This is a genomic window from Jatrophihabitans sp. YIM 134969 (assembly GCF_054456675.1).
The window spans coordinates 1-21,217 of record NZ_JBTJEQ010000018.1 but is presented as its reverse complement, the minus strand read 5'-3'; the positions used below and the strand labels follow the sequence as shown (position 1 = coordinate 21,217).

Sequence of the window (21,217 nt, the reverse complement as noted above, 5' to 3'; positions counted from 1 at the left end):
GGTCACCCCGCCGCCGCGGGAGGTGCGAGCCGGACCCCCACGCCCCGCACGCTGTGCAGGTACACCGGGTCCTTCGCGGTCTCCCCGAGCTTGCGGCGCAGCCACGACAGGTGGACGTCGACGGTGCGGTCCGAACCGCCCCACGCCAACTGCCACACCTCGGCCAGCAGGTCGCGTTTGCTCACGACCTCCCCGGCCCGACGGGCGAGCACGAGCAGCAGGTCGAACTCCTTGCGGGTCAACTCGACGAGCCGGCCGTCGAGCACGACCTCTCGCGACCGCACGTCGATCGTCAGACCGCCCACGGTGATCGCGGGTTCCTCACCGGTCACGCCCGATCGCCGGAGCACGGCGCGGATGCGCGCCGTGATCTGGGCGGCGGTGAACGGCTTGATGACGTAGTCGTCGGCGCCGGTGTCGAGCAGACGCACCATCTCCGCCTCGTCGTCCCGGGCGGTCGCCACGATGACCGGCACCGCGCTCACCGACCGCAGCATGGCGAGGACGTCGGAGCCGTCGACGTCGGGCAGCCCCAGGTCGAGCAGCACGACGTCGGGCTTGCGCTCGACCACCGCGGGCAACGCGGCCATCCCCGACGAGAACGCCGTGACGACGTGTCCCGCCTCCTTCAGCGCCCGCAGCAGGGCGACACGGATCGCCGCGTCGTCCTCCACGAGCACCACCTCGGCCACGACGAGACTGTGGCACATCGGACTGAGATCCCCCCGACGCAACGGAACGACCCCCTCAACGCGTGTAGAAGACGTCGGTCGCGCAGGATGACGCCCCGGCGGGAGGAGTGGCCGTGACAGGGGTGTCGGAGCCGGACGGTTTCGTGGTGTTCCTCGACACCCACCACGCAGCCCTGCTGCGCACCGCCCGGGCGCTCGTGGGCGACGCCCACACCGCGGAGGACCTGCTGCAGGAGGTCCTGCTGCGGGCCAGTCGTCGGTGGGACCGCATCGGGGCGCTCGACAAGCCTGTCGCGTACGTGCGGCGGATGCTCGTGCACGAGACGGTGTCGTGGCGGCGCAGGCTCACGCGGCTGGTGTTCACCGCTGAGCCTCCCGACGTCGTCCTCCACGACGACCACGCCGCTCGGGTCACCGAACGCGACGCTCTGGACCGGCGACTGGACCGGCTACCGCCGCGCCAACGCGCCGTGCTCGTCCTGCGCTACTACGAGGGCCTCGGCGACGACGACATCGCCGCCACGCTCGGATGTTCGGCGGGCACCGTCCGCGCCCACGCCTCCCGCGCGCTCGCGTCCCTCCGCGTCGACGACGACAGCGGCGGGACGGCCACCGTTCCCGTCCCGACCACGAGGGAGGCCCGCGCATGAGCACCGACCTGACCGACCTCCGCGCCGTCCTGGCCGCCCGGGCCGCCACCACCGACGCCGAGGTGGCCGCCGCCCGCGCCCGCTTCGACACCGTGCGCACCGTGCCGGTCGAGCCGGAACGCACGTCCGGCACCCAGCGGTCACGCCGCGGCCCCCGGCTGGTCGCGATCTCGGTCGTGGCCACGGCCGTCGTCGTGCTGATCAGCTCGGTCGTCGCGGTGACGGCCCGCCGACCGGGGCCCCCGGCGGAGGACTTCGCGGCATCCCTCGACCCGTCGCTGGCCTTGACCCAGTGGCTTTTCACGGTGCGCACCGCCGCCCTGCCCACCGACCTCGACGTCGTCGAGTACGGCCACGTGGACCGCAACCGGCAGGTCGCGTTCGTGTTGCGCCCGGGCGACGCCGCGACGTCCAACCGCTACACGGCGCTGGTCGAGTTGACCGCCGCGGCGGTCGCACGCCCCCGGAACGCCACCCGCGAGGCCGGGGGATGGTCCGCACGGGCGTCGAGCGACGAGTGGGGAGTCAGCGGCTGGCAGCTCGTGTGGACCGACCCCGCGGGCTTCACCCTGCGCGTCGTGGCGCCCGACCTCGACGTCGCCCGCGCGCTGCGTGATGCGACCGAGGTCGGCGTGACGCACCCGGTCCGCTTCCCGATGCGCGTCGCGACCCGGGACCTCCCCGCGGGGAGTCAGGTCGAGAGCGTCGAGTTCGTCGGGGTCGAGGGGATCACCGCCCGGCTGAGCGTGCCGGGCTCGCCGGACTGGCAGCTCAGCGTGGCGTCCTCCGGGGTCTACCTCGACGCCGTGCGCGAGGGCACCGCGGACGTGGACGTGTCGCCGTTCGCCGCGGGCTTCTCCCGCGCGACGAGCGCCGGTCTCGACGCGACATCGGCCGTGCTGACCTCCGCGGCGGCCGACGTGCGGGTCATCGTCGGTGACCCGGGCGATCCCGTTCGTCCCGGCGTGACCGACACAGCACTGCGCGCCCTGCTCACGGGTGCCCGCTTCGCGACCTTCCCGTTGCACCCGGACCAGGAAGCGTGGTTCCCGCTCGCCGACGCCCTCCCCACCGGATGACCCCGACCCTCGCCGTCCCGGCGAGGGTCCCGCACCACCGTCGCGACCGGTCCGCCCCCTCGGCGGTGGGCCTGGCCGTCGCGGTGCTGTGGGCTGCCCTCGGCCTGGTCCGGCAACACACCCTGCGCACCGGCATCGACCTCGGCCTCTACACGCAGGCCGTCCAGGGCTACGCCCACGGCCACCTGCCCTGGTCGACCCTGAAGACCGCAGACGGCCGGTTCGATCTGCTCGGTGACCACGTCACGCCGGTGATGGCGCTCCTCGCTCCGGCCTACCGGGAGTGGCCCCACCCGTCGACGCTGATCGTCGCGCAGGCGGTGGCCGTCGGCCTCGCGGCGACCGTGCTCGCCCGCACAGCCGGGCGGGTGTTCGGGTCGGTGCCGGCGGGGGTACTGGTCGGTGCCGCGTTCGGCTCCTCGTGGGGCGTCGCGGGGCTGGCGCTGTTCGACGTGCACGAGGTGGCGTTCGGGCTGCCGGTCCTCGCCGTGGTGGTCGACCGCGCGGTCGACGACCGGTGGCGTGACGCCGTGGCCTGGGCCGTCCCGCTGCTGCTGGTCAAGGAGGACTCCGCCTTCCTGCTCGCCGGGCTCGGGCTGGCGTGCTGGGCCTCCGGCCGCCGCTGCCTCGGCGCGTCGACCGTCCTCGGCGCTCTCGCGGCGTGGTGGGTGCTCGTGGGCGTCATCGTCCCGCGCCTGAGCTGGTCGGGGCGCTACACGTACTGGTCGGTGGCGGGCGGTGGCCCACTCGAGTCGCTCGGGCGGGCCGCCGTCACCGCCGTCTCGTCGGCGTCCGTCGAGCTGCTGGTGGTGACGGCTCTCACCTCGCTGGGCCTGGTCGTCCGCTCACCGTTGGTGTGGGTGGCCGTGCCGCCGACGCTGGCCCGGCTCGCCGCGGGGCCTGCCTACGTCGTGGTCGGGCACCACTACGACGCCACGCTCGCGCTGGTCGTGGTGGGCGGGTTCGTCGACGCCGTCCACCGCGGGTGGTGGCGGCAGTGGCGACCACGGGTGACGCGGCTGCTGCCCGCTGCTCTCCTCGTCGTCTCCCTCGCCGCCAGCCTGGTCACGACGTTGCACCCTGCAACAGATCCGTCGTACTACCGGTGCCCGAGGTGTGCGAGCGTGCGATCGGCGCTGGCCGTCGTCCCTCCCGGCGCGAGCGTCGTCGCCGACACCTACCTCGTCGACCAACTCGTCGACCGCGACCGGGTGTACCTGCTCGCGCCGGGGTTGCTCGACTCCGTCGGGCGTCCGGTGACCGCCACCTGGGTCGTCGCCGACCGCCGGTCCGGGGCGTGGCCCTCCCCCGCCGCCGTCGACCGCGTGCTGGACGTCGCCCGTTCGCACGGGTGTGTCGACGTCCACGACGCCGACGACGTCGTGGTCCTGCACTGCCGCTGACGCCGTCGGTGCAGGCTCTGGTGCACAGAAGTCCGCCTTCCTGACGCGTGGTGGGCTCGCCCGTGACCAGAAGACGGACTTCTGTGCCTCCTCGCGCCCACCCCGGCCGGTTCGTGGACGGCCGGCGGAGTGCCTACGGTTGGCGGATGGGATTCCTCGACCGCCTGCTCGGCCGCCGTTCCACTCCGCCCACCCCGCCTCCGGCTGCGCCCGTGCCGGGCAGCATGCCGCCGCCGTCCGGTGACGAGCGGGCGATCGAGCGGTACCGCTACCTGTTGCGCACCGCGCCGCCGGACCAGATCGAGCAGGCGCACGCCGAGGCGTTCGCCGCCCTCACGCCGCAGCAGCGGCAGCAGGTGCTGGCCGACGTCGGGGCGCAGGTGCCGCCGTCGGAGCGCGCGACCTCCGACGACCCGCGCGCGCTCGCGCGGATGGCCACGCGGGCCGAGATCCGGCAGCCGGGGACGCTCGAGCGCACGCTGGGCGGCGGGTACGGCGCGGGCGGCGGGCTCGGTCTCGGCGGCGTGATAGGCGGCAGCCTGCTCGGCAGCGTCGCCGGCGCCTTCATCGGCACGGCGATCGCCGGCGCCATGTTCGACAGCTTCGACGGCGACGGCAGCTACGCCGACGGCTACCAGGACGGCGTCGCGGCCGACGACAACGGCAACGGGGACAACGGCAACGGGGACAACGGCGACGGGGACTCCGGCACCGACGCCGGGGACGCCGGCTCGGTCGACGACGGCGGCGGCGACTACGCGGCCGGGGACTTCGGCGGAGGGGACTTCGGAGGCGGCGACTTCGGGGGCGGGGACTTCGGCGGCGGCGGGGACTTCTGAGCAGCGCCGCCCGACCCCGCGTCGTGCCCGCCACCGGGCACAACGACGCCGCGACGTGCCCGCTACCGGGCACATCGAGCCCGGATGTGCCCGCTACCGGGCACATCGGCGATCAGGGGGTCAGGCGGACCCGGGCCTCGTACAGACGCTCGTAGTGCGGGCGGCTGCGGCGGGCGGCGGCGGCCGCGGCGGGCGGCAGGTCCGGGATCTCCCGAGGCCGGTGGGGCTCGAAGCCGGTCGACGCCAGCACGGCGTCGTACCAGTACGGCGCCCACACGCCGTCGGAGTCGCGGGGTCCGGCGGGCCAGCGGAGCATCGCCGGGGTGAACGCGATGCCGAGGTGGTCGCACCACCACCGCAGGTACGTCGCGGGGTCGCGCAGGAAGTCCGCGGCGTCGATCACCGGGACCCCGCCCGCCTCACCGCCGAGCAGGTCGTAGAGCTCGGTCTGCTGCACCAGCCCGATGTCCTCGGCGACGACGTCGGCGCGGGACCGGACGTAGGAGGCCACCACCTCGGCCGGGTCGCGGATGAGCAGGACGTTGCTCAGTGCACCGATCCAGTCGCGCGGCAGCTCCGGTATCAGGTGGTGGGTCATGTGCTTCTGGTAGTACACGCCCTCGACCGGTGAGGTCGTGAGCTCCTCCACCACCACCGGCCACGACGGTTCGCCGGCCGCGACCACCTCGTCACGGCCGGGATGGTCCAGCCCGGTGCGGTCGAGGTAGTAGGCGTAGAGCGGCTCGTCGACCACGCGGGTGTCGGGTCGGTTCTCCCACGAGCGCATGAGCGCCGTCGAGATGTTGCGCGGGCCGGACCAGACCGCGAGCCGCACCCCGGTCACGGCACGACCCGGTCGGCGACGTCGCGGGCGACGAGCTCCTGGTACAGCCCCTGGAGCCGCTCCACGACCGGGCCGCGGGTGCCCGAGCCGATGCGACGGCCGTCGACGGTGTGCACCGGCACCACCCCGGCGAAGGTGCCGGTCACGAACGCCTCGTCGGCGCTGTACACGTCGGTGAGCGAGAAGAGCCGCTGCGACGCGGGGATCCGGGCCTCGTCGCACACCCGCAGCACGTTGTGACGGGTGATGCCGCCCAGGCAGTACGCGCCGGACGACGTCCACACCTCGTCGCCCTTGACGACGAAGAAGTGCGTGCTGTTGCAGGTGGCCACGAAGCCCTGCGGATCCAGCATCAGCGCCTCGTCGGCACCGGCGGTGTACGCCTGGATGCAGGCCAGGATGTCGTTGAGCTTGCTGTGCGCGTTGAGCTTGGGGTCGAGGGTGTCGGGCGACGCCCGCCGCACGTGGGTGGTGAACAACGACAGCCCGGACACCGTTGTCTTCGGCAACGGTTCCTTGTGCTCGGCGATGATGACGACCGTGGCCGGACCGGCCGACATGCGGGGGTCCTGGTACGGCGTCGACTTCGGGCCGCGGGTCACCATCAGGCGGATGTGCACCCCGTCGCGCATGTCGTTCGCGGCGAGCGTCGCGTAGATGTCGCGGGTGAGCTCCGCGCGGGTGCGGCCGATGTCGAGCATCAGCGCGGTCGCCCCCTCCCAGAGCCGGTCGAGGTGCAGCTCGAGGAACGCCGGGTGACCACCGCTGACCCGCAGCCCCTCCCACACGCCGTCGCCGAGCACGAAGCCCGCGTCGAACACGCTGACCACGGCCTCCGCCCGAGGCTTCAGCTCGCCGTTCACGCTGATGAGGATCGAGACGTTGCGGGGGTCGTCGACGAAGTCGTGGGTGCCGTGAGCAGCGGTCATGTCGTCAGCCTCGCAGGTCGGATCCGACGGCCGTCCGGAACCGTTCGACCACCACCGGGGCGAGGCGCGGGTCCGGGCCGAGGGCGCCCCCGACCGCCGGGGCGCCCGCGGCGAGCGCGGCGTCCCGGGCGCGCGCCGCGAAGACCCCTGGTGCGAGCAGGTAGGTCACGACGCCGACCCGACCAGGTGCCGCCGCGACGGCCTCGCCGACGTTCGGCGACCCGGTGGCGGCCCATCCCACGGTGGTCGGACGGCCGGACCGCTCGGCGACGGCCGCGGCGAACGCCTGCACCTGCGACCGGGCCGCCTCGCGCGACGACCCGGCGGCGGCCACGACGAGGGAGTCCACCGCGTCCACGTCGAGGCGCGACAGCGCGATCTCGACGAGCGCCGGGTGGCCGGCGAGGGTCGAGGTGACGACGTCCGGAGGTACGCGCGCGGCCTCGGCGATGTCGACCTCGACGTGGTAGCCCGCGGCGAGCAGCAACGGGACGAGCACCGCCCGCCGTCCCGCGGCCCGGACGTCCGCCATCACGGTGGCGAGCGACGGCGCCTGGACGTCGACGTGGGCCAGCCGGACGTCGACGCCCGGCAGGAGCGCGCGGACGTCGGCGACGAGCGCCCCGACCACGCCGCGGGCACTCGCCCGCTCAGTGCCGTGCGCCACGAGCACCAGAACCGGGTCGCTCGACACCCCGCCACGGTGTCATGGCGGGGCCCGGCTCGGTAGCGTCGAGTCCGTGGCCGACGCGAGCGTGGATCCGGACCGGAGCGAGTGGGATGTCGTCGTGGTCGGCGCCGGTCCGCCCGGGGAGAACGCCGCCCAGTACGCCACGCAGTACTCCGGGCTGTCGGCGGTGATGGTCGAGAAGGAACTGGTCGGCGGTGAGTGCAGCTACTGGGCGTGCATGCCCAGCAAGGCACTGCTGCAGCCGATCCGGGTGTTCGACGAGGCGCGCAACCTCCCCGGCACCAAGGAGATCCTCGGCGACACCGAGGTCGACGCCGCCGCGGTGCTCGCCCGGCGCGACTCCTTCACCCACGACCACGACGACTCCAGCCAGGTCGGTTGGGCCACGAGCGTGGGCATCGACGTCGTCCGCGGCACCGGTCGCCTGACCGGCCCGAAGACCGTCGAGGTCACCAAGGCCGACGGCTCGACCCGCACCCTCACCGCGCGTCACGCCGTGGTCCTCGCGACCGGGACCAGCGCGTTCGTGCCCCCGGTCGACGGTCTGCGGGAGGCCCGGCCGTGGACCTCGCGCGACGTCACCAACCTGCACGAGATCCCGCGACGCGTGCTGGTGATCGGGGGCGGGGTCGTGGCCTGCGAGTCGGCCACCTGGCTGCACGGACTCGGCGTCGAGCACCTCACGGTGGTCGAGGGCGAGTCGCGGCTGCTGGCCAAGAACGAACCGTTCGCCGGCGAGATCGTCGCCGACCGGTTCCGTGCGGCCGGCATCACCGTCCACCTCGACACCCACGTCACCGGGGTCCGGCGCGACCTGGTCAACGACGCCGGTGAGGGCCTGGTGCACGGCGGCGAGCTGACCGTGACCCTGAGCAACGGCGAGAGCGTCGTGGTCGACGAGGTCGTCGTGGCCGCCGGCCGCAAGCCCAACAGCGACATCGGGCTCGACACCGTCGGCGCGGCCGCGAACGAGCACGGCTTCGTCGACGTCGACGACCACCTGCAGGTCCCCGGCGTCGACTGGCTCTACGCCATCGGCGACCTCTGCGGACGCGCGCTGCTCACCCACATGGGCAAGTACCAGGGTCGGTTGGTCGGCGAGGTCGTCGCCGCCCGCGCCGCCGGCACGCCGCTGGACGACGCCCCGTTCAACCGCTACACCGACGTCGGCGACCACGGTGCCGTCCCGCAGGTCACCTTCACCGACCCCGAGGTGGCGTCGGTCGGTCTCACCGCCGCTCAGGCCCGCGAGCAGGGCGTCGACGTCGAGACGGCCGAGTTCGACATGGCGCAGCTCGCCGGCACCTCCCTGCTCCGTGACGACTACGTCGGCCGGGCCAACCTGGTCGTCGACCGCGCCACCGACATCCTGGTGGGCGCGACGTTCGTCGGCGACGACACCGCGGAACTGGTGCACTCAGCAACGGTTGCGGTGGTCGGGAAGGTGACCACCGCGGCGCTCTGGCACTGCGTTCCCAGCTACCCGACCGCGAGTGAGGTCTGGCTGCGTCTGTTGGAGACCCTGGACAAGCAGCGGCGCTCCTGACGCGGCCCCCGTGGCCGCCCGACGGTGACAGGTCGTGACGGGCGGGTCGGGGGACGGGCAGGATGACCGTCATGGCCCATAACCCCGACCCGAGCCGCGCGGGGCAACCCGCGCAGCCGGGCGACCTCGTCGACGTCGCCGCGCTCGTCACCGCGTACTACACGCTGGTCCCCGATCCGTCGGTGAGCGCGCAGCGGGTCTCGTTCGGCACCTCCGGGCACCGCGGCTCGGCGTTCAGCACGTCGTTCAACGAGGCCCACATCGCCGCGACCACGCAGGCGATCTGCGAGTACCGCAAGGGTCAGGGGATCGACGGCCCGCTGTTCCTCGGCGCCGACAGCCACGCGCTCTCGGCGCCCGCCACCGCCACCGCCCTCGAGGTGCTGGCGGCCAACGGGGTCCGCACGCTGTTGGACACCGGCGACCGCTTCGTGCCCACGCCGTCGCTCTCGCGGGCGATCATCGCCTGGAACCAGGAGGGGGTCGGGGAAGGCGGCACCGCCGACGGCATCGTCGTGACGCCGTCGCACAACCCGCCCACCGACGGCGGTTTCAAGTACAACCCGCCGGACGGCGGCCCGGCCGGCACGGAGATCACCGGCTGGGTGCAGGACCGCGCCAACGAGCTGCTGGCGGCGAAGCTCGACGGCGTCGCCCGCATCCCGTGGTCGCGCGCCCTGACGGCCGACACCACCGGCCGGTTCGACTTCCTCGACAACTACGTGGGCGCGCTCCCGCGCGCGATCGACCTCGAGGCGATCGCGGCCTCGGGGCTGCGGATCGGCGCCGACCCGCTGGGCGGGGCGAGCGTCGACTACTGGGGCGCCATCGGCGAGCGGTACGGCCTGGCCCTGACGGTCGTGAACCCCTACGTCGACCGCACGTTCCGGTTCATGACCCTCGACTGGGACGGCAAGATCCGCATGGACTGCTCGTCGCCGTCCGCGATGGCGTCACTGATCTCGAAGATCGGTGAGTACGACATCGCCACCGGCAACGACACCGACGCCGACCGTCACGGCGTCGTGACGCCCGACGCCGGGCTCATGAACCCCAACCACTACCTGGCCGTCGCCATCGACCACCTGTACCGCCGCCGCGACGGGTGGAACGCCGCCGCCGCGGTCGGCAAGACGATGGTGAGCTCGTCGATGATCGACCGGGTGGTCGCCGACCTCGGCCGCGAGCTCTACGAGGTGCCGGTCGGCTTCAAGTGGTTCGTGCCGGGCCTGCAGGACGGCTCGATCGCGTTCGGTGGCGAGGAGAGCGCCGGCGCCTCGTTCCTCACCCGCGACGGCGGCCTCTGGACCACCGACAAGGACGGCATCCTGCTCGACCTGCTGGCCAGCGAGATCGCCGCGACGAGCGGGTCGTCACCGTCGCAGCGGTACGCCGAGCTCACCGAACGGTTCGGCGCACCGGTCTACGCCCGGGTCGACGCCCCGGCGACCCCGGAGCAGAAGGCCGCGCTGGGCAAGCTCTCGGCGGACCAGGTCACCGCGAGCGAACTCGCGGGCGACCCGATCGAGGAACGGCTGACCGCGGCACCGGGCAACGGTGCCGCGCTCGGCGGGCTCAAGGTCGTGACCTCGGGCGGCTGGTTCGCGGCGCGCCCCTCGGGGACCGAGGACGTCTACAAGCTCTACGCCGAGTCGTTCAAGGGCGAGGAGCACCTGGCCGAGATCCAGGCGCAGGCGCGGGAGCTGATCAGCTCCGTCCTCTGACCGTCAGACGGACTTGGACAGGCAGGTCACGACGTCGACGGGCAGGCCGGTGGCCGCGGCGATCTCGGCGACGGAACGGCCGCGCCGGATCATGATCGCCGCGAGCAGGACGCCGCGGCGCGGCTTGCCCGACTCGTCGACGACGAGTTCGCGGGGCAGGCCCGCCGGCGTGCGGGTGCCGGGGACGACGCCCGACTCACGCCCGTCCGACGGCTCCGGGGTGGCGGGACGGCGACGACGACGCGCGAACACGCCTGCGCGGGTGTCGGCGGTGTGGAACGGGTGGGTGACGGACATGGTGGCGACCTCCTCCGGTGCACGGGGAGCTGTCGAACGATCACCGACCGACCGGGTGCGGCCCCTGGCGGGGCGGGACGCGGTGCGGTGGAACGCCGGGAGGCGGTCGGCTCAGGCGACAGCGGGCAGGACGGCGTGGAACGAGCGTTGATGATGGTCGTCGTTCATCGCACCTCCCACCCTCGCCGGGAGCACCCGTGCGGACGGCAGACAACAGCCGTCGGGCGCCTGACTCCGACACCCTACCGGGCATGATGCGCAGGTGCCCACCCAGGAAGACAGCGACCCCGGACACGTCGACCGCGGAGGTGTTCTCGACCGACTCGGCGGGCTCACCGGACTGCGGGCCGACGCCGACACCGCGTCGGCCGACCTGGTCGTCTCCCCCGACCTGCACCAGCCGTACGGGATCGTCCACGGCGGCGTCTACGCGGCGCTCGCGGAGCGGGTGGCCGAGGCCGGCGGTGGAGCGTGGCTCGCGGGTCGACCGGGTGCGGAGCCGGGCGCACGGGCGCGGACGACCGTGGTCGGCACCCAGTTCCTGCGGGCGGTGCGCGAGGGCCGGGTGCACGCGGCGGCCACCCCGGTGCACCGCGGACGTGGTCAGCAGTTGTGGCAGGTGCGGATGACCACCGACGAGGACGGCCGTGAGCGCGTGGTCGCGGTGGCCGAGGTGCGGTTGCTCAACGGCGGCGGCTGAGTTCCGCACGTCCGGAGACGGGAAACAGCTGGCCGGTCGTGCCGACGGCTTCCCCCGAATCCGACGGCACGACCGACCAGCCAGGCACGACTCCGGGACATCGAGGAGCCGGAAGATTCCGGGAAGGCCGGTGGAGGGGCTGCACCCCCTGCACCGGCCTTCCGCGGCGTCGACCGGTGACGTCACGGACAGTTCCGCCGAGGCGGAACCCGGGCGCGGTCACCTCGGGGGGTTGAGGCGTGCGCACACGTCACAGGTCGCCCGACCCGAGGCCGACACGAGGTCGACCGCGGCTCGGAACACCGGCGTCCCTCGCCAGGACTGCAAGGCGCCGGTGGGCTGTGGGATGTGGAGTTGTGTCGTGCGGGGAGCTGGCAGCCCCGTGCTCACCAGCTCCAGTCGACGAGCGAACTGGTCGCGTCCGGCGTGCTGGCCGGCGCTCCCTTCGCCGGTTGCGTCGCGAAGGTCGGCGACGCGGTCGTGCTCGGTGCGGCCGACGCGGCGGCCGGTGCTGCCACGGAGACCGCGACGGCGGCCCCCAGGCCGGCGACGAACGCGATGACTCTTCGGCCACGCTGGAAACGGTTGTTCACGACATCCCCCTCAGGATCGTGCTCGACGCCGCCGGGGTGCAGTTCCGGGTGTCCGGCGTCAGATCGCGCTGTGTAGTACGTGCACCAGCATGTCCGCTTCCGGCACCGAGTACCAATCCAGTGAAGTGGCAGCAAGTTGCACGGCACAAACTCCACCCGGACACTAGGGGTCGGACCACCCACCCGGGACGGTCGACCGCGGGGCCCCAGGGGGCCGCCCGGGCGCCGTCCGACCCACCGGGAGGCCCGGCGAGACTGGCCTGCAGGCGCCGCGGGGGCGTCGGCACGGGGCGCCTGCGAACCGGCGCCCACCCGGGCCACGGGACCCCCGCCGGAGGGGGCGACGGGTCGTGGCTGACAGGTACGTGCACTCCCTCCCGGACACCCCGCCGCCCTCCGCGATCGCTCTCGGCGACCAGGCGGCCGACCTGTTCCAGCTCTACGCCCGGGCCCCGGGCACCCCCGTCCAGGAGGCCGAGGTCGAGCTCGGACTCGACCACGACGACGCCGCCCACGCCGTGAAGGCCCTCGCCGAGCTGTCGCTGCTCGTGCCCGACGGAGAGGGCTACCGCGCCGTCAACCCCGAACTGGCCGAGGCCAAGGCGCTCGGGTCGGAGGAACTGGAGCTCGCCGCTCGCCGCGACTCCCTCGAGGTCCGCCGCTCGCTCATCCGCTCGGCGTCGTCCGCGTGGGTCGCGGGCCTCTCGCAGGCTCCGCGGTTCGGTGACGTCGACGTCGTCGAGGACGCCGAGGACATCGCGAACGTGCTCATGCACTACGCCAAGGACTGCCAGGACGAACTGCTGTCGGTCCACCCCGGGCGGATCACGCCGTCCGGGGCGTTGGGCACCGAGCGCATGCAGGTGGCCAACAGCTACTCGGTGAACCAGGGCGTGAAGTCCCGGCTGCTGTACCAGGACGCCGCCCTGCGCGACCGTCCCACGCGCGCCCACCTGGACCAGCTGGCCGAGCAGGGCGCGAAGATCCGGGTCGCGGCGTCGCTGCCCGGCCGCAGCTGGGTCATCGACGCCAAGGTCGCGCTGCTGCCGATCCCCTCACCGATCCCCGACCACCGCGGCCTCGCGATCGTCCGGCAGCCCACGGTCGTCCAGTGGGTCATCGCGACCTTCGAGCAGCTGTGGGCCGAGGCCATCCCCATCGACGAGGTCCTGGGCGGCACCCAGCCCGACCTCGAGGTCGACCGCACCCGCAGCGCGATCCTCCGACTGCTCGCCGAGGGCGAGAAGGACGAGGCCATCTCGCGTCGGCTGGCGATCTCGGTGCGCACCACCCGCCGTCACATCGCCGAGTACATGGTCCAGGTCGGCGCCTCGAGCCGGTTCCAGGCGGGCGTCATCGCCGCGAAGACCGGCCACCTCGACCTCGGCTGATCCCGGTCGGTCCCGGCCGGGCCGGCCGTTCCGTAGGGTCGGGCCATGAGCTCGCCGCGGGAGTCCACCGACGTCGTCGTGGTGGGAGCGGGGCTCGCCGGGCTGGTCGCCGCGTGCGAACTCGCCGACGCCGGTCACCACGTCGTGGTCGTCGACCAGGAACCCGAGCAGAACCTCGGCGGGCAGGCGTTCTGGAGCTTCGGCGGGCTGTTCCTCGTCGACAGCCCGGAGCAGCGCCGGCTGCGCATCCGCGACAGCGAGGAACTGGCCCTGGCCGACTGGCTCGGCTCCGCCGGGTTCGACCGCGCCGAGGACCACTGGCCGCGGCAGTGGGCCGAGGCGTACGTCCACTTCGCGTCCGGGGAGAAGCGCGCCTGGCTGCACGCCATGGGCATGCGGTGGTTCCCGGTCGTCCAGTGGGCCGAGCGCGGCGGGCTGGACGGCGAGGGGCACGGCAACTCGGTGCCGCGGTTCCACGTCACGTGGGGAACCGGACCGGGCGTCATCGACCCGTTCGTGAGGCGCGCCCGCGAGCACGAGGCCGCCGGGCGGCTGGAGTTCCGGTTCCGCCACAAGGTCGTCGAACTCGTCCTCGACGGCGGGGCGGTCACCGGTGTGGTCGCGCAGATTCTGGCGCCGACCACGGCCGACCGCGGTGTCTCGACGTCGAGAGAAGTCGTGGGCGACACCACGATCACCGGACGCGCCGTCGTCGTCGCCGCAGGCGGGATCGGCGGCAACCACGACCTGGTCCGGGCCGCGTGGCCGACGAGTTGGGGGGCGCCGCCGGAACGCATGATCAGCGGGGTCCCGGCCCACGTCGACGGCTCGATGATCCCGGTGACGACGGCCGCGGGCGGACGCGTCGTCAACCCCGACCGCATGTGGCACTACCCGGAGGGCGTCCTCAACTGGTCGCCGATCTGGCCCGCGCACGGCATCCGGATCCTCTCCGGGCCGTCGCCGCTGTGGCTCGACGCGACCGGGAAACGCCTGCCCGCGCCGCTGTTCCCGGGGTTCGACGGCCTCGGCGCGCTGCGGCACATCACGGCCGGCGGCCACTCCCACTCGTGGTTCCTGCTCGACCAGACCACGATCGAGCCGGAGTTCGCGCTGTCGGGTTCGGAGCAGAACCCCGACCTCACCGGCAAGGACATCAAGCAGGTGCTGGGTCGCGCCCGTCCCGGCCCGACCGGCCCGGTCGACGACTTCCTGCGCCACGGCGAGGACTTCCTGCTCCGGCCGACCCTCCCCGACCTGGTCGACGCCATGAACGACCTCACCGGCGGCACGCCGACCGTCGACCTCCCGACCGTCGAGGCGGCGGTGCGGGCCCACGACCTGCAGGCCCGCTCGGGCTTCGGCAAGGACGCCCAGATGGTCGCGATCCGCGCCGCCCGTCGCTACCTCGGCGACCGGCTGACACGCGTCGCCCCACCGCACGAGTTCCTCGATCCCGAGCACGGCCCGCTCATCGCGGTGCGGCTGCACGTGTTGACCCGCAAGACGCTGGGCGGGATCGAGACCGACCTGTCCGGACGGGTGCTGACCGCCGGCGGCCAGGCCGTGCCGGGCCTCTACGCCGCCGGCGAGATCGCCGGGTTCGGCGGCGGCGGGGTTCACGGGTACCGCGCGCTCGAGGGCACGTTCCTCGGCGGTTGTCTGTTCTCGGGCCGCACGGCCGGCCGCGCGCTCGCGGCCGCGCTCTGATGCGGGTCCTCGTCACCGGCGCGACCGGCTACATCGGGTCGCGGCTCGTGCGGGCGTTGCTCACCGCCGGGCACGACGTCGTCGCCACCGCCCGTCACCCGGAACACCTCGCCGACTTCGCGTGGTTCGACGAGGTCGAGGTGGCGCCCCTCGACGTCCTCGACCCGGAATCGGTGACCGCTGCACTGAGCAACGGTGCGGTCGACGTCGCGTACTACCTGGTCCACGCCATCGGCGAGGGCGACTTCACCGAGCGGGACCGGACCGGCGCGACGACCTTCGGCCGGGCCGCAGCCCTCGCCGGCGTCGATCGCATCGTGTACCTCGGGGGATTCGTGCCCGCCGACGAACGCCTGTCGGCCCACCTGGCGTCACGCGCCGAGACGGCCGAGGTGCTGGCGGCGAGCGGTGTGCCCCTGGTCGACCTGCGCGCCGCGGTGGTCCTCGGGGCGGGCTCGACCTCGTTCGAGATCATCCGCAACCTCGCCGAACGGCTCGCCGTGCTGCCCGTGCCGATGTGGATGGAGCACGAGGTCCAGCCGATCGCCGTGGACGACGTGCTGCACTACCTGGTCGCGGCGGCGTCACCCGACCTCCCGGCCGGCAGCTACGACATCGCAGGTGACGAGGTCATGACGTACCGCGACCTGCTGGGCCGGTTCGTCAGCGCCGCGCGGGTGCGCCGGGCCCTGGTCCCCATCCCGCTGCCGGTGGTCCCGCCCAAGCTCGCGGGCGTGGTGATCGGCCTGCTCACGCCGGTGCCCGGCGGGCTCACGACCGATCTGGTCGACAGCCTCAGCAACACCATGATCGCCGGCGACGACCGCATCCGCACCCTGGTGTCCGACCCGCCCGACGGCCTCACGCGCGTCGACGACGCCCTGCGCCGTGCGTTCGAGCCGGCGGTGGACGACGACGACCCGTTGCACCTCGCGACGACCGACCCGGCCTGGGCCGGTGGCGACGCCCGCACCGCCGCCGTCGAACGCGTGGTGCAGGCTCCGGCCGGCGTGGTCTGGGAACGCATCGAGGAGATCGGCGGCCCGCGGCGCGGCTTCTACGGCTGGCCGGCGCCGTGGCGGGCGGGACACGTCGTCGAACGGTTGGTCACCGGCCACGGCCCCACGGTCCGGCGCGCCGCGCCGGGAACCTGGACGGTCGGCGACGTCGCCGGGTTGTTCCGGGTGGCCGCGGTGTCCAACGGGCAGTCGGTGCGGTTCGTGTCACGGGTGGCCGGCCCCGGCCGCGCCTCGCTCACGCTGCGGGTCACCCCCGACGGTGCGGATCGTTGCATCCTGCACATCCGGGCGATCTGGTCGCCCGCCGGCACGAGCGGGCGGGTCGCCGGCTGGGCGTTGGGCCCACTGCACGTCGGCGCCTTCGCCGGGCTCGCCCGCGTGCTCGCCCGCGACGCCGAGACGCCGGACTGAGAACCTCGAATTCTGTGTACTCCTGCGGCGTGCGGCCGCAGGAATACACAGGATCCGGTCAGGCGGGCGGGTACTGACCGCCGTCGACGGGCGCGGCCGGAGCGCTCCCGCCGCCGAGGGTGCGGGCCGCGGCGTCGTAGGCCTCGGACTTGACCAGCACGTCGTAGCGCGAGGCGATGATCGTGCGCGCGGAGGCAAAGTCACGCTGGCCGCGGTAGGCACTGTGGCCGAGCGCGCCGCCCACGGCACCGAACGCCGCACCGAGCAGCAGACCGACCAGCAGCGGGCCGAGCACCGAGTTCGAGTAGAAGCTGAACAGCAGGCCGACGAACAGACCGAACCACGCGCCGGAGGCGGCACCAGCAGCCGCGGCGCGGCCGGTGGTCAGCCGGCCGACGACGCTCTCGACCATCTGCAGGCCGGTGCCGACGATCGACACGTTGCTGACGTCGAACTGCCGGTCCGAGAGCGTGTCGACCGCGCGCTGCGCCTCGGAGTAGTCGTGGAAACTCGCCAGCACCCGGCGACCGGAGAGGTCGACATCGGGGATGGGAGCGGCGCCGCGGGGGCTGGTCATGATGGGGCCTCGTTTCTCTGTGCTGTCACCGACGATCCTGCCCAGTCCAATGTCGCACCACGCCGCCGCGTTCCCTCGCTCAGGCGAGTCCGAGGATCTTCACAGCTTCGCCCCGCATCTCGACCTTGCGCACCTTGCCCGTGACGGTCATCGGGAAGCTGTCGACGACGTGCACGTAACGCGGGATCTTGTAGTGGGCGAGTTTGCCGGTGCTGAACTCCCGCAGCGTCTCGGCCGTCATCTCCGGAGCGCCGTCACGCAACCGGACCCACGCCATGAGTTCCTCGCCGAACTTCTGGTCGGGCACGCCGATCACCTGGGCGTCGACGACGTCCGGGTGCGTGTAGAGGAACTCCTCGATCTCACGCGGGTAGATGTTCTCGCCGCCGCGGATCACCATGTCCTTGATGCGCCCGGTGATGGCGACGAACCCGTCGTCGTCCATCACGCCGATGTCGCCGGTGTGCATCCAGCCGGCGCGGTCGAGCACCTCGGCGGTCTTCTCCGGTTCCTCCCAGTAGCCGAGCATCACCGAGTAGCCGCGCGTGCAGACCTCGCCGGGGACGCCCCGCGCCGTGGTCAGTCCGGTCTCGGCGTCGACGATCTTGACCTCGAGGTGCGGCCCGACCTGCCCGACGGTCGCGGTGCGCTGGTGCAGGCTGTCGTCACGTCGGGTCTGCAGCGACACCGGTGACGTCTCGGTCATGCCGTACGCGATCGACACCTCGGACATGTTCATCCGGTCGATGACCTGCTTCATCACCTCGACCGGGCACGGCGATCCCGCCATGATCCCGGTGCGCAGCGACGACAGGTCGTGACGGTCGAGGTCCGGGAGCTGGAGTTCGGCGATGAACATGGTCGGAACGCCGTAGAGCGACGTGCACTTCTCCGCCGCGACCGCCTCGATCGTCGCGGCGGGGTCGAACGCCGGCGCCGGGATGACCGCGCACGCCCCGTGCGAGGTGCACGCGAGGTTTCCCATGGTCATGCCGAAGCAGTGGTAGAAGGGCACGGGGATGCAGACCCGGTCGATCTCGGTGTAACCGCACAACTCCCCCACGAAGAACCCGTTGTTGAGGATGTTGTGGTGGGTGAGGGTCGCGCCCTTGGGGAAGCCCGTCGTTCCCGAGGTGTACTGGATGTTGACCGGCTGGTCCGTGTCGAGCGTCGCCTCGACCTCGGCCAGGGTGTCGTCACCGACCGCCTCGCCACCCGCGACGAACGTCGTCCACTCCGGCGTGTCCGTCAACAGGACGTCCGTGAGCGCCGGGCAGTTGCCCCGGACCTGCTCGACCATCCCGGCGTAGTCCGACGTCTTGAACGACGACAGCGTGACCAACGTGCGGATGCCCGCCTGGTTCAGCACGAACTCCAGCTCGTGCGAGCGGTAGGCCGGGTTGATCGTCACCAGGATCGCGCCGATCCGGGCGGTGGCGTACTGGGTGAGGAACCACTCGAGGGTGTTCGGCGACCAGATCCCGACCCGGTCCTCGCGACGCACGCCGAGGGCGTGGAAGGCCTTGGCCACCGCGTCGACCCGGGCGTCGAGCTCGGCGTAGGTCAGCCGACGGTCGGACGCGCGGTCGATGACCGCGTCACGGTCGGGGAAGGTCGCAGCGATGCGGCGCAGGTTGGCCCCGATGGTCTCCCCGATGAGAGGGACCGAGGAGATGCCCGAGGAGTAGCTGGCGGTGGCGGTCACCCGGCCGAGCCTGCGCCCGGTCCCACCTGCGGTCAAGCAGATGTGCGAAAGCTGGTCAGTGGCTGTCGGCGTACGCGGTCAGGACGGCCTTGGGCAACTGCCCACGCGTGCTGACGGTCATGCCCTGCTCGACCGCCCACTGCCGGACCAGCTTGGGGTCCGGCCGGCTGCCCGAACGACGTCCGCGGCCGGACGAGCGGGTGGTGCGGGCCGCGGAGACGCGCGCGCCTCCTCGGCCGCGACGACCTGTCGAGGGTGCGGCCGGCGCAGCTGTGCCACCCGACCCGTCGGCGACGACGAGTTCGACGCCGTACAAGGCACCGACGACCGCGGTGACTGTCGCCAACGGTTCGGTGGAATCGATCGTGATCTGCACGATCGGGGAGTTTACGCAGTCAACTCAAGTGTTCGCCTCTTCGACGGGCCCAGGTAACCGTTGGATCGTGCAACACCGGCCTCTGCCGCATGTTCGGTCGTGAGACGAACGGCGGAGGGCGTGGGATTCGAACCCACGATGACGCTCACGCGCCATAGCGGTTTTCAAGACCGCCGCACTCGGCCTCTATGCGAGCCCTCCTGGTGGACACGGACCCTACTGCCCGATGGGGCAGGGCCATTGGCCTGGGACGTCGCCGGATGGTGTTGTTCGATCCTGGTTCCGCGTCCGAACGGAGCCCCGAGCGAGGGGAAGCCATGAGCACCCGACGCCGTACCTGTACCGCCATCCTGGTCGCGAGCACCGCCGGGGCCTTCCTCGTCGGCGCCGCCGCACCCGCCGGAGCCGCTCCGTCGGCCGGGCCCGTGGTCGTCGCGAGCGGCCTCAACAACCCCCGCGGGTTGTCTTTGCTGCCCGGCGGCTCGGTGCTGCTCGTCGCCGAGGCCGGCAGCGGCGGCTCGTCCTGCTCCGACGACGGACCCGAGGGTGAGTTCTGCGTCGGCGCCACCGGGTCGATCGACGCGATCGTCTCGCCGAACACCGCGCGTGATGTCGCTCCGAACCGGGTGGTGACCGGCCTGCTGTCCGGCGCGAGCGCCGACGGTTCGGGCGCGGTGGGCGCCGACGGCGTCAGCGCGACGACGCTCGGCGCCATCACCACGGTCATGACCTACGCGCCGCCGGACGTCCTGCCGAGCCCGCTCCCCGGCCGGCAGTCGGGCAAGCTCCTGCGCAACGCGGCCTACCACGACCCGAAGGTGTTCGCGAACATCACCGCATACGAACGGGCGAACGACCCGGACGGCCAGGGCTTCGACAGCAACCCCTACGGCGTGCTGCTCGACGGCAACCGCACGCTGGTGACCGACGCCGCGGGCAACGACGTCCTCTCCGTCGACCGCAACGGCGTCGTCTCGCTGTTCGCGGTGCTGCCGAACATCCAGAACGGCAAGTGCGCCGGGCAGCCGAACGACAACGGGACGACCGGGTGTGACTTCGTGCCCACCTCGCTCGCGGTCGGTCCGGACGGCGCGATCTACGTCGGTGGACTCGGCAGCCTGACGCCGGGTGCCGGACGTGTGGTCAAGCTCGACCCGGTCACGGGCGCGGTGCGCAGGACCTGGGGAAACCTCACCAACGTCAGCGGCCTCGCGGTGGGCCCGGACGGCGCGATCTACGCGAGCCAACTCATCCTCGACCCCACCAAGGGCAAGGTGACCCGCATCGACCCCGACCTGAACACGCGCACCGACTACCCCGTGCCGTTCCCCGGCGGCCTCGCGGTCGACCCGCGCACCGGTGCGGTGTTCGTCTCGGCGTTCTCGATCGCGCCGAGCACCGGTGTGGGCGCCCCGAACAGTTCGGGTCAGATCTGGAAGATCCGGTTCCCCGCACCGACGCCGACGGCGTAGGGCCCGGCGATCACAGCACGAGGTCGACGCGCGTGCCGGTGACGGCCGCATCGTGACCACCCGCCCGCTCCCACGCGGCGACGACGTCGTCGACGGAGCGGGCGGGTTGCGGTGCAGTGAGCAACGATCGGGTGAGTTTGCCCTTGCCCAGCTTGCTGTCGTAGCTCACGACGACCGGTGGCCCGCTCGGCCGTCGGGAGAGCACCCGCACCGTGAGCACACCCGCCGGCGCCTTCCACATCGCGGCGTAGTCGGTGGAACGGAGGTCGACCACCAACCCGTGCAGCAACGACGGCAGCACCTGCGTCAGGACCGGCTTCCAGTACGTCGCCAGCACGCCGAGGCCCGGCAGCGACACCGCCGCGGGCACGCGGTAGCGCGGGATCGGCTCGTCGCCGCGGACCACGCCGTACAACCCGGAGAACACCAGCACCGAGGTGGCGGCACGGCGGCGCGCCGCGGGCGGCAGGGTCGCGGCGTCCAGCCCGAGGTAGACCACGCCCGCGTACCGGTCCAGCGCCGCCCGCCGGGGCCCGTCGGCGGCGTCCGCGTTCGCCGCCAGGTCGTCG

At 72.8% G+C, this 21,217-nt stretch carries 21 protein-coding genes and 1 tRNA gene; 11 read left to right on the top strand and 11 right to left on the bottom strand.

Annotated elements, in window-relative coordinates:
• Positions 1–2: 2 nt before the first annotated feature.
• Positions 3–692: a response regulator transcription factor gene (locus tag ACXR2U_RS11375; protein WP_458825133.1), complete on the bottom strand. Its 690-nt coding sequence runs from the start codon at positions 690–692 to the stop codon at positions 3–5.
• A 113-nt stretch (positions 693–805) separates the two neighbouring features.
• Here ACXR2U_RS11375 and ACXR2U_RS11370 point away from each other — a divergent pair, with 113 nt between their 5' ends.
• The 4 genes from ACXR2U_RS11370 to ACXR2U_RS11355 all read left to right on the top strand — a co-directional run bounded on the left by ACXR2U_RS11370 (position 806) and on the right by ACXR2U_RS11355 (position 4,663).
• A complete protein-coding gene (locus ACXR2U_RS11370) occupies positions 806–1,342 on the top strand; it encodes a SigE family RNA polymerase sigma factor (protein ID WP_458825132.1) in 537 nt (178 codons plus the stop codon).
• Entirely contained in the window at positions 1,339–2,421 is a 1,083-nt protein-coding gene (locus tag ACXR2U_RS11365) for a hypothetical protein (RefSeq protein ID WP_458825131.1), read from the top strand. Before ACXR2U_RS11370 ends, ACXR2U_RS11365 begins: the two co-directional genes overlap by 4 nt.
• Positions 2,418–3,824, top strand: a complete 1,407-nt coding sequence (locus ACXR2U_RS11360; RefSeq protein ID WP_458825130.1) for a DUF2079 domain-containing protein — start codon at positions 2,418–2,420, stop codon at positions 3,822–3,824. The genes ACXR2U_RS11365 and ACXR2U_RS11360 overlap by 4 nt, the downstream gene beginning before the upstream one ends.
• 146 nt (positions 3,825–3,970) lie before the next feature.
• Positions 3,971–4,663, top strand: coding sequence for a hypothetical protein (locus ACXR2U_RS11355; RefSeq protein WP_458825129.1), 693 nt, complete (start codon positions 3,971–3,973; stop codon positions 4,661–4,663).
• Between the two features lie 112 nt (positions 4,664–4,775).
• Here ACXR2U_RS11355 and ACXR2U_RS11350 read toward each other — a convergent pair whose 3' ends face one another.
• From ACXR2U_RS11350 to ACXR2U_RS11340, 3 genes are read right to left on the bottom strand one after another with little or no spacing between them, the layout of a single operon-like run.
• Positions 4,776–5,498, bottom strand: a complete 723-nt coding sequence (locus ACXR2U_RS11350; protein ID WP_458825202.1) for a sulfotransferase-like domain-containing protein — start codon at positions 5,496–5,498, stop codon at positions 4,776–4,778.
• Between the two features lie 5 nt (positions 5,499–5,503).
• On the bottom strand, positions 5,504–6,436 hold the full coding sequence (locus ACXR2U_RS11345) for an aminotransferase class IV (RefSeq protein ID WP_458825128.1): 933 nt from the start codon (positions 6,434–6,436) through the stop codon (positions 5,504–5,506).
• Positions 6,437–6,440: 4 nt separating this feature from the next.
• On the bottom strand, positions 6,441–7,130 hold the full coding sequence (locus ACXR2U_RS11340; protein WP_458825127.1) for a sirohydrochlorin chelatase: 690 nt from the start codon (positions 7,128–7,130) through the stop codon (positions 6,441–6,443).
• 46 nt (positions 7,131–7,176) lie between these two features.
• Between ACXR2U_RS11340 and ACXR2U_RS11335 the strand changes: the two genes are divergently transcribed.
• Entirely contained in the window at positions 7,177–8,673 is a 1,497-nt protein-coding gene (locus ACXR2U_RS11335) for a dihydrolipoyl dehydrogenase family protein (protein WP_458825126.1), read from the top strand.
• A 71-nt stretch (positions 8,674–8,744) separates the two neighbouring features.
• Positions 8,745–10,397, top strand: coding sequence for a phosphoglucomutase (alpha-D-glucose-1,6-bisphosphate-dependent) (gene pgm / locus ACXR2U_RS11330; protein ID WP_458825125.1), 1,653 nt, complete (start codon positions 8,745–8,747; stop codon positions 10,395–10,397).
• 3 nt (positions 10,398–10,400) lie between these two features.
• Here pgm and ACXR2U_RS11325 read toward each other — a convergent pair whose 3' ends face one another.
• Entirely contained in the window at positions 10,401–10,694 is a 294-nt protein-coding gene (locus ACXR2U_RS11325; protein ID WP_458825124.1) for a hypothetical protein, read from the bottom strand.
• A gap of 262 nt (positions 10,695–10,956) precedes the next feature.
• Here ACXR2U_RS11325 and ACXR2U_RS11320 point away from each other — a divergent pair, with 262 nt between their 5' ends.
• Positions 10,957–11,394 carry a PaaI family thioesterase gene (locus ACXR2U_RS11320; RefSeq protein ID WP_458825123.1) on the top strand — a complete coding sequence of 146 codons (438 nt, stop codon included), beginning with the start codon at positions 10,957–10,959 and terminating at the stop codon, positions 11,392–11,394.
• A 386-nt stretch (positions 11,395–11,780) separates the two neighbouring features.
• On the opposite strand, the gene ACXR2U_RS11315 is transcribed toward ACXR2U_RS11320, so the two are convergent.
• Positions 11,781–11,987 carry a hypothetical protein gene (locus ACXR2U_RS11315; protein ID WP_458825122.1) on the bottom strand — a complete coding sequence of 69 codons (207 nt, stop codon included), beginning with the start codon at positions 11,985–11,987 and terminating at the stop codon, positions 11,781–11,783.
• A 350-nt stretch (positions 11,988–12,337) separates the two neighbouring features.
• On the opposite strand from ACXR2U_RS11315, the gene ACXR2U_RS11310 reads away from it, so the two are divergent.
• Genes ACXR2U_RS11310 through ACXR2U_RS11300 form a run of 3 tightly spaced genes read left to right on the top strand, consistent with a single transcriptional unit; the run spans position 12,338 to position 16,518 of the window.
• Positions 12,338–13,378: a helix-turn-helix transcriptional regulator gene (locus ACXR2U_RS11310; RefSeq protein ID WP_458825121.1), complete on the top strand. Its 1,041-nt coding sequence runs from the start codon at positions 12,338–12,340 to the stop codon at positions 13,376–13,378.
• A gap of 45 nt (positions 13,379–13,423) precedes the next feature.
• The gene (locus tag ACXR2U_RS11305; RefSeq protein WP_458825120.1) at positions 13,424–15,088 is read left to right on the top strand and encodes an FAD-binding dehydrogenase; all 1,665 of its coding nucleotides are present in this window, start codon (positions 13,424–13,426) and stop codon (positions 15,086–15,088) included.
• Entirely contained in the window at positions 15,088–16,518 is a 1,431-nt protein-coding gene (locus tag ACXR2U_RS11300; RefSeq protein ID WP_458825119.1) for an NAD(P)H-binding protein, read from the top strand. The genes ACXR2U_RS11305 and ACXR2U_RS11300 overlap by 1 nt, the downstream gene beginning before the upstream one ends.
• Positions 16,519–16,576: 58 nt before the next feature.
• Here the strand turns inward: ACXR2U_RS11300 and ACXR2U_RS11295 are convergent, their stop codons facing one another.
• The 4 genes from ACXR2U_RS11295 to ACXR2U_RS11280 form a co-directional block, all read right to left on the bottom strand.
• The gene (locus ACXR2U_RS11295; protein WP_458825118.1) at positions 16,577–17,095 is read right to left on the bottom strand and encodes a general stress protein; all 519 of its coding nucleotides are present in this window, start codon (positions 17,093–17,095) and stop codon (positions 16,577–16,579) included.
• Between the two features lie 79 nt (positions 17,096–17,174).
• Positions 17,175–18,800, bottom strand: a complete 1,626-nt coding sequence (locus ACXR2U_RS11290; protein WP_458825117.1) for an AMP-binding protein — start codon at positions 18,798–18,800, stop codon at positions 17,175–17,177.
• Between the two features lie 55 nt (positions 18,801–18,855).
• Positions 18,856–19,176 (bottom strand): Lsr2 family DNA-binding protein, encoded by a 321-nt coding sequence (locus ACXR2U_RS11285; protein ID WP_458825116.1) that lies wholly within the window; start codon positions 19,174–19,176, stop codon positions 18,856–18,858.
• Between the two features lie 112 nt (positions 19,177–19,288).
• Positions 19,289–19,377: transfer RNA gene (locus ACXR2U_RS11280), tRNA-Ser, on the bottom strand.
• A gap of 116 nt (positions 19,378–19,493) precedes the next feature.
• Between ACXR2U_RS11280 and ACXR2U_RS11275 the strand changes: the two genes are divergently transcribed.
• A complete protein-coding gene (locus tag ACXR2U_RS11275; protein ID WP_458825115.1) occupies positions 19,494–20,648 on the top strand; it encodes a ScyD/ScyE family protein in 1,155 nt (384 codons plus the stop codon).
• A 10-nt stretch (positions 20,649–20,658) separates the two neighbouring features.
• On the opposite strand, the gene ACXR2U_RS11270 is transcribed toward ACXR2U_RS11275, so the two are convergent.
• Positions 20,659–21,217: YaaA family protein (locus tag ACXR2U_RS11270; protein WP_458825114.1), on the bottom strand; the 559-nt coding region annotated here is incomplete at its 5' end.

Bases quoted from the DNA above. Each gene is read 5' to 3' on its own strand.
- ACXR2U_RS11345 (WP_458825128.1), bottom strand. From the start codon at position 6,436: ATGACCGCTGCTCACGGCACCCACGACTTCGTCGACGACCCCCGCAAC.
- ACXR2U_RS11365 (WP_458825131.1), top strand. From the start codon at position 1,339: ATGAGCACCGACCTGACCGACCTCCGCGCCGTCCTGGCCGCCCGGGCC.
- ACXR2U_RS11275 (WP_458825115.1), top strand. From the start codon at position 19,494: ATGAGCACCCGACGCCGTACCTGTACCGCCATCCTGGTCGCGAGCACC.
- ACXR2U_RS11325 (WP_458825124.1), bottom strand. From the start codon at position 10,694: ATGTCCGTCACCCACCCGTTCCACACCGCCGACACCCGCGCAGGCGTG.
- ACXR2U_RS11295 (WP_458825118.1), bottom strand. From the start codon at position 17,095: ATGACCAGCCCCCGCGGCGCCGCTCCCATCCCCGATGTCGACCTCTCC.
- ACXR2U_RS11360 (WP_458825130.1), top strand. From the start codon at position 2,418: ATGACCCCGACCCTCGCCGTCCCGGCGAGGGTCCCGCACCACCGTCGC.
- ACXR2U_RS11300 (WP_458825119.1), top strand. From the start codon at position 15,088: ATGCGGGTCCTCGTCACCGGCGCGACCGGCTACATCGGGTCGCGGCTC.
- pgm (WP_458825125.1), top strand. From the start codon at position 8,745: ATGGCCCATAACCCCGACCCGAGCCGCGCGGGGCAACCCGCGCAGCCG.
- ACXR2U_RS11355 (WP_458825129.1), top strand. From the start codon at position 3,971: ATGGGATTCCTCGACCGCCTGCTCGGCCGCCGTTCCACTCCGCCCACC.
- ACXR2U_RS11305 (WP_458825120.1), top strand. From the start codon at position 13,424: ATGAGCTCGCCGCGGGAGTCCACCGACGTCGTCGTGGTGGGAGCGGGG.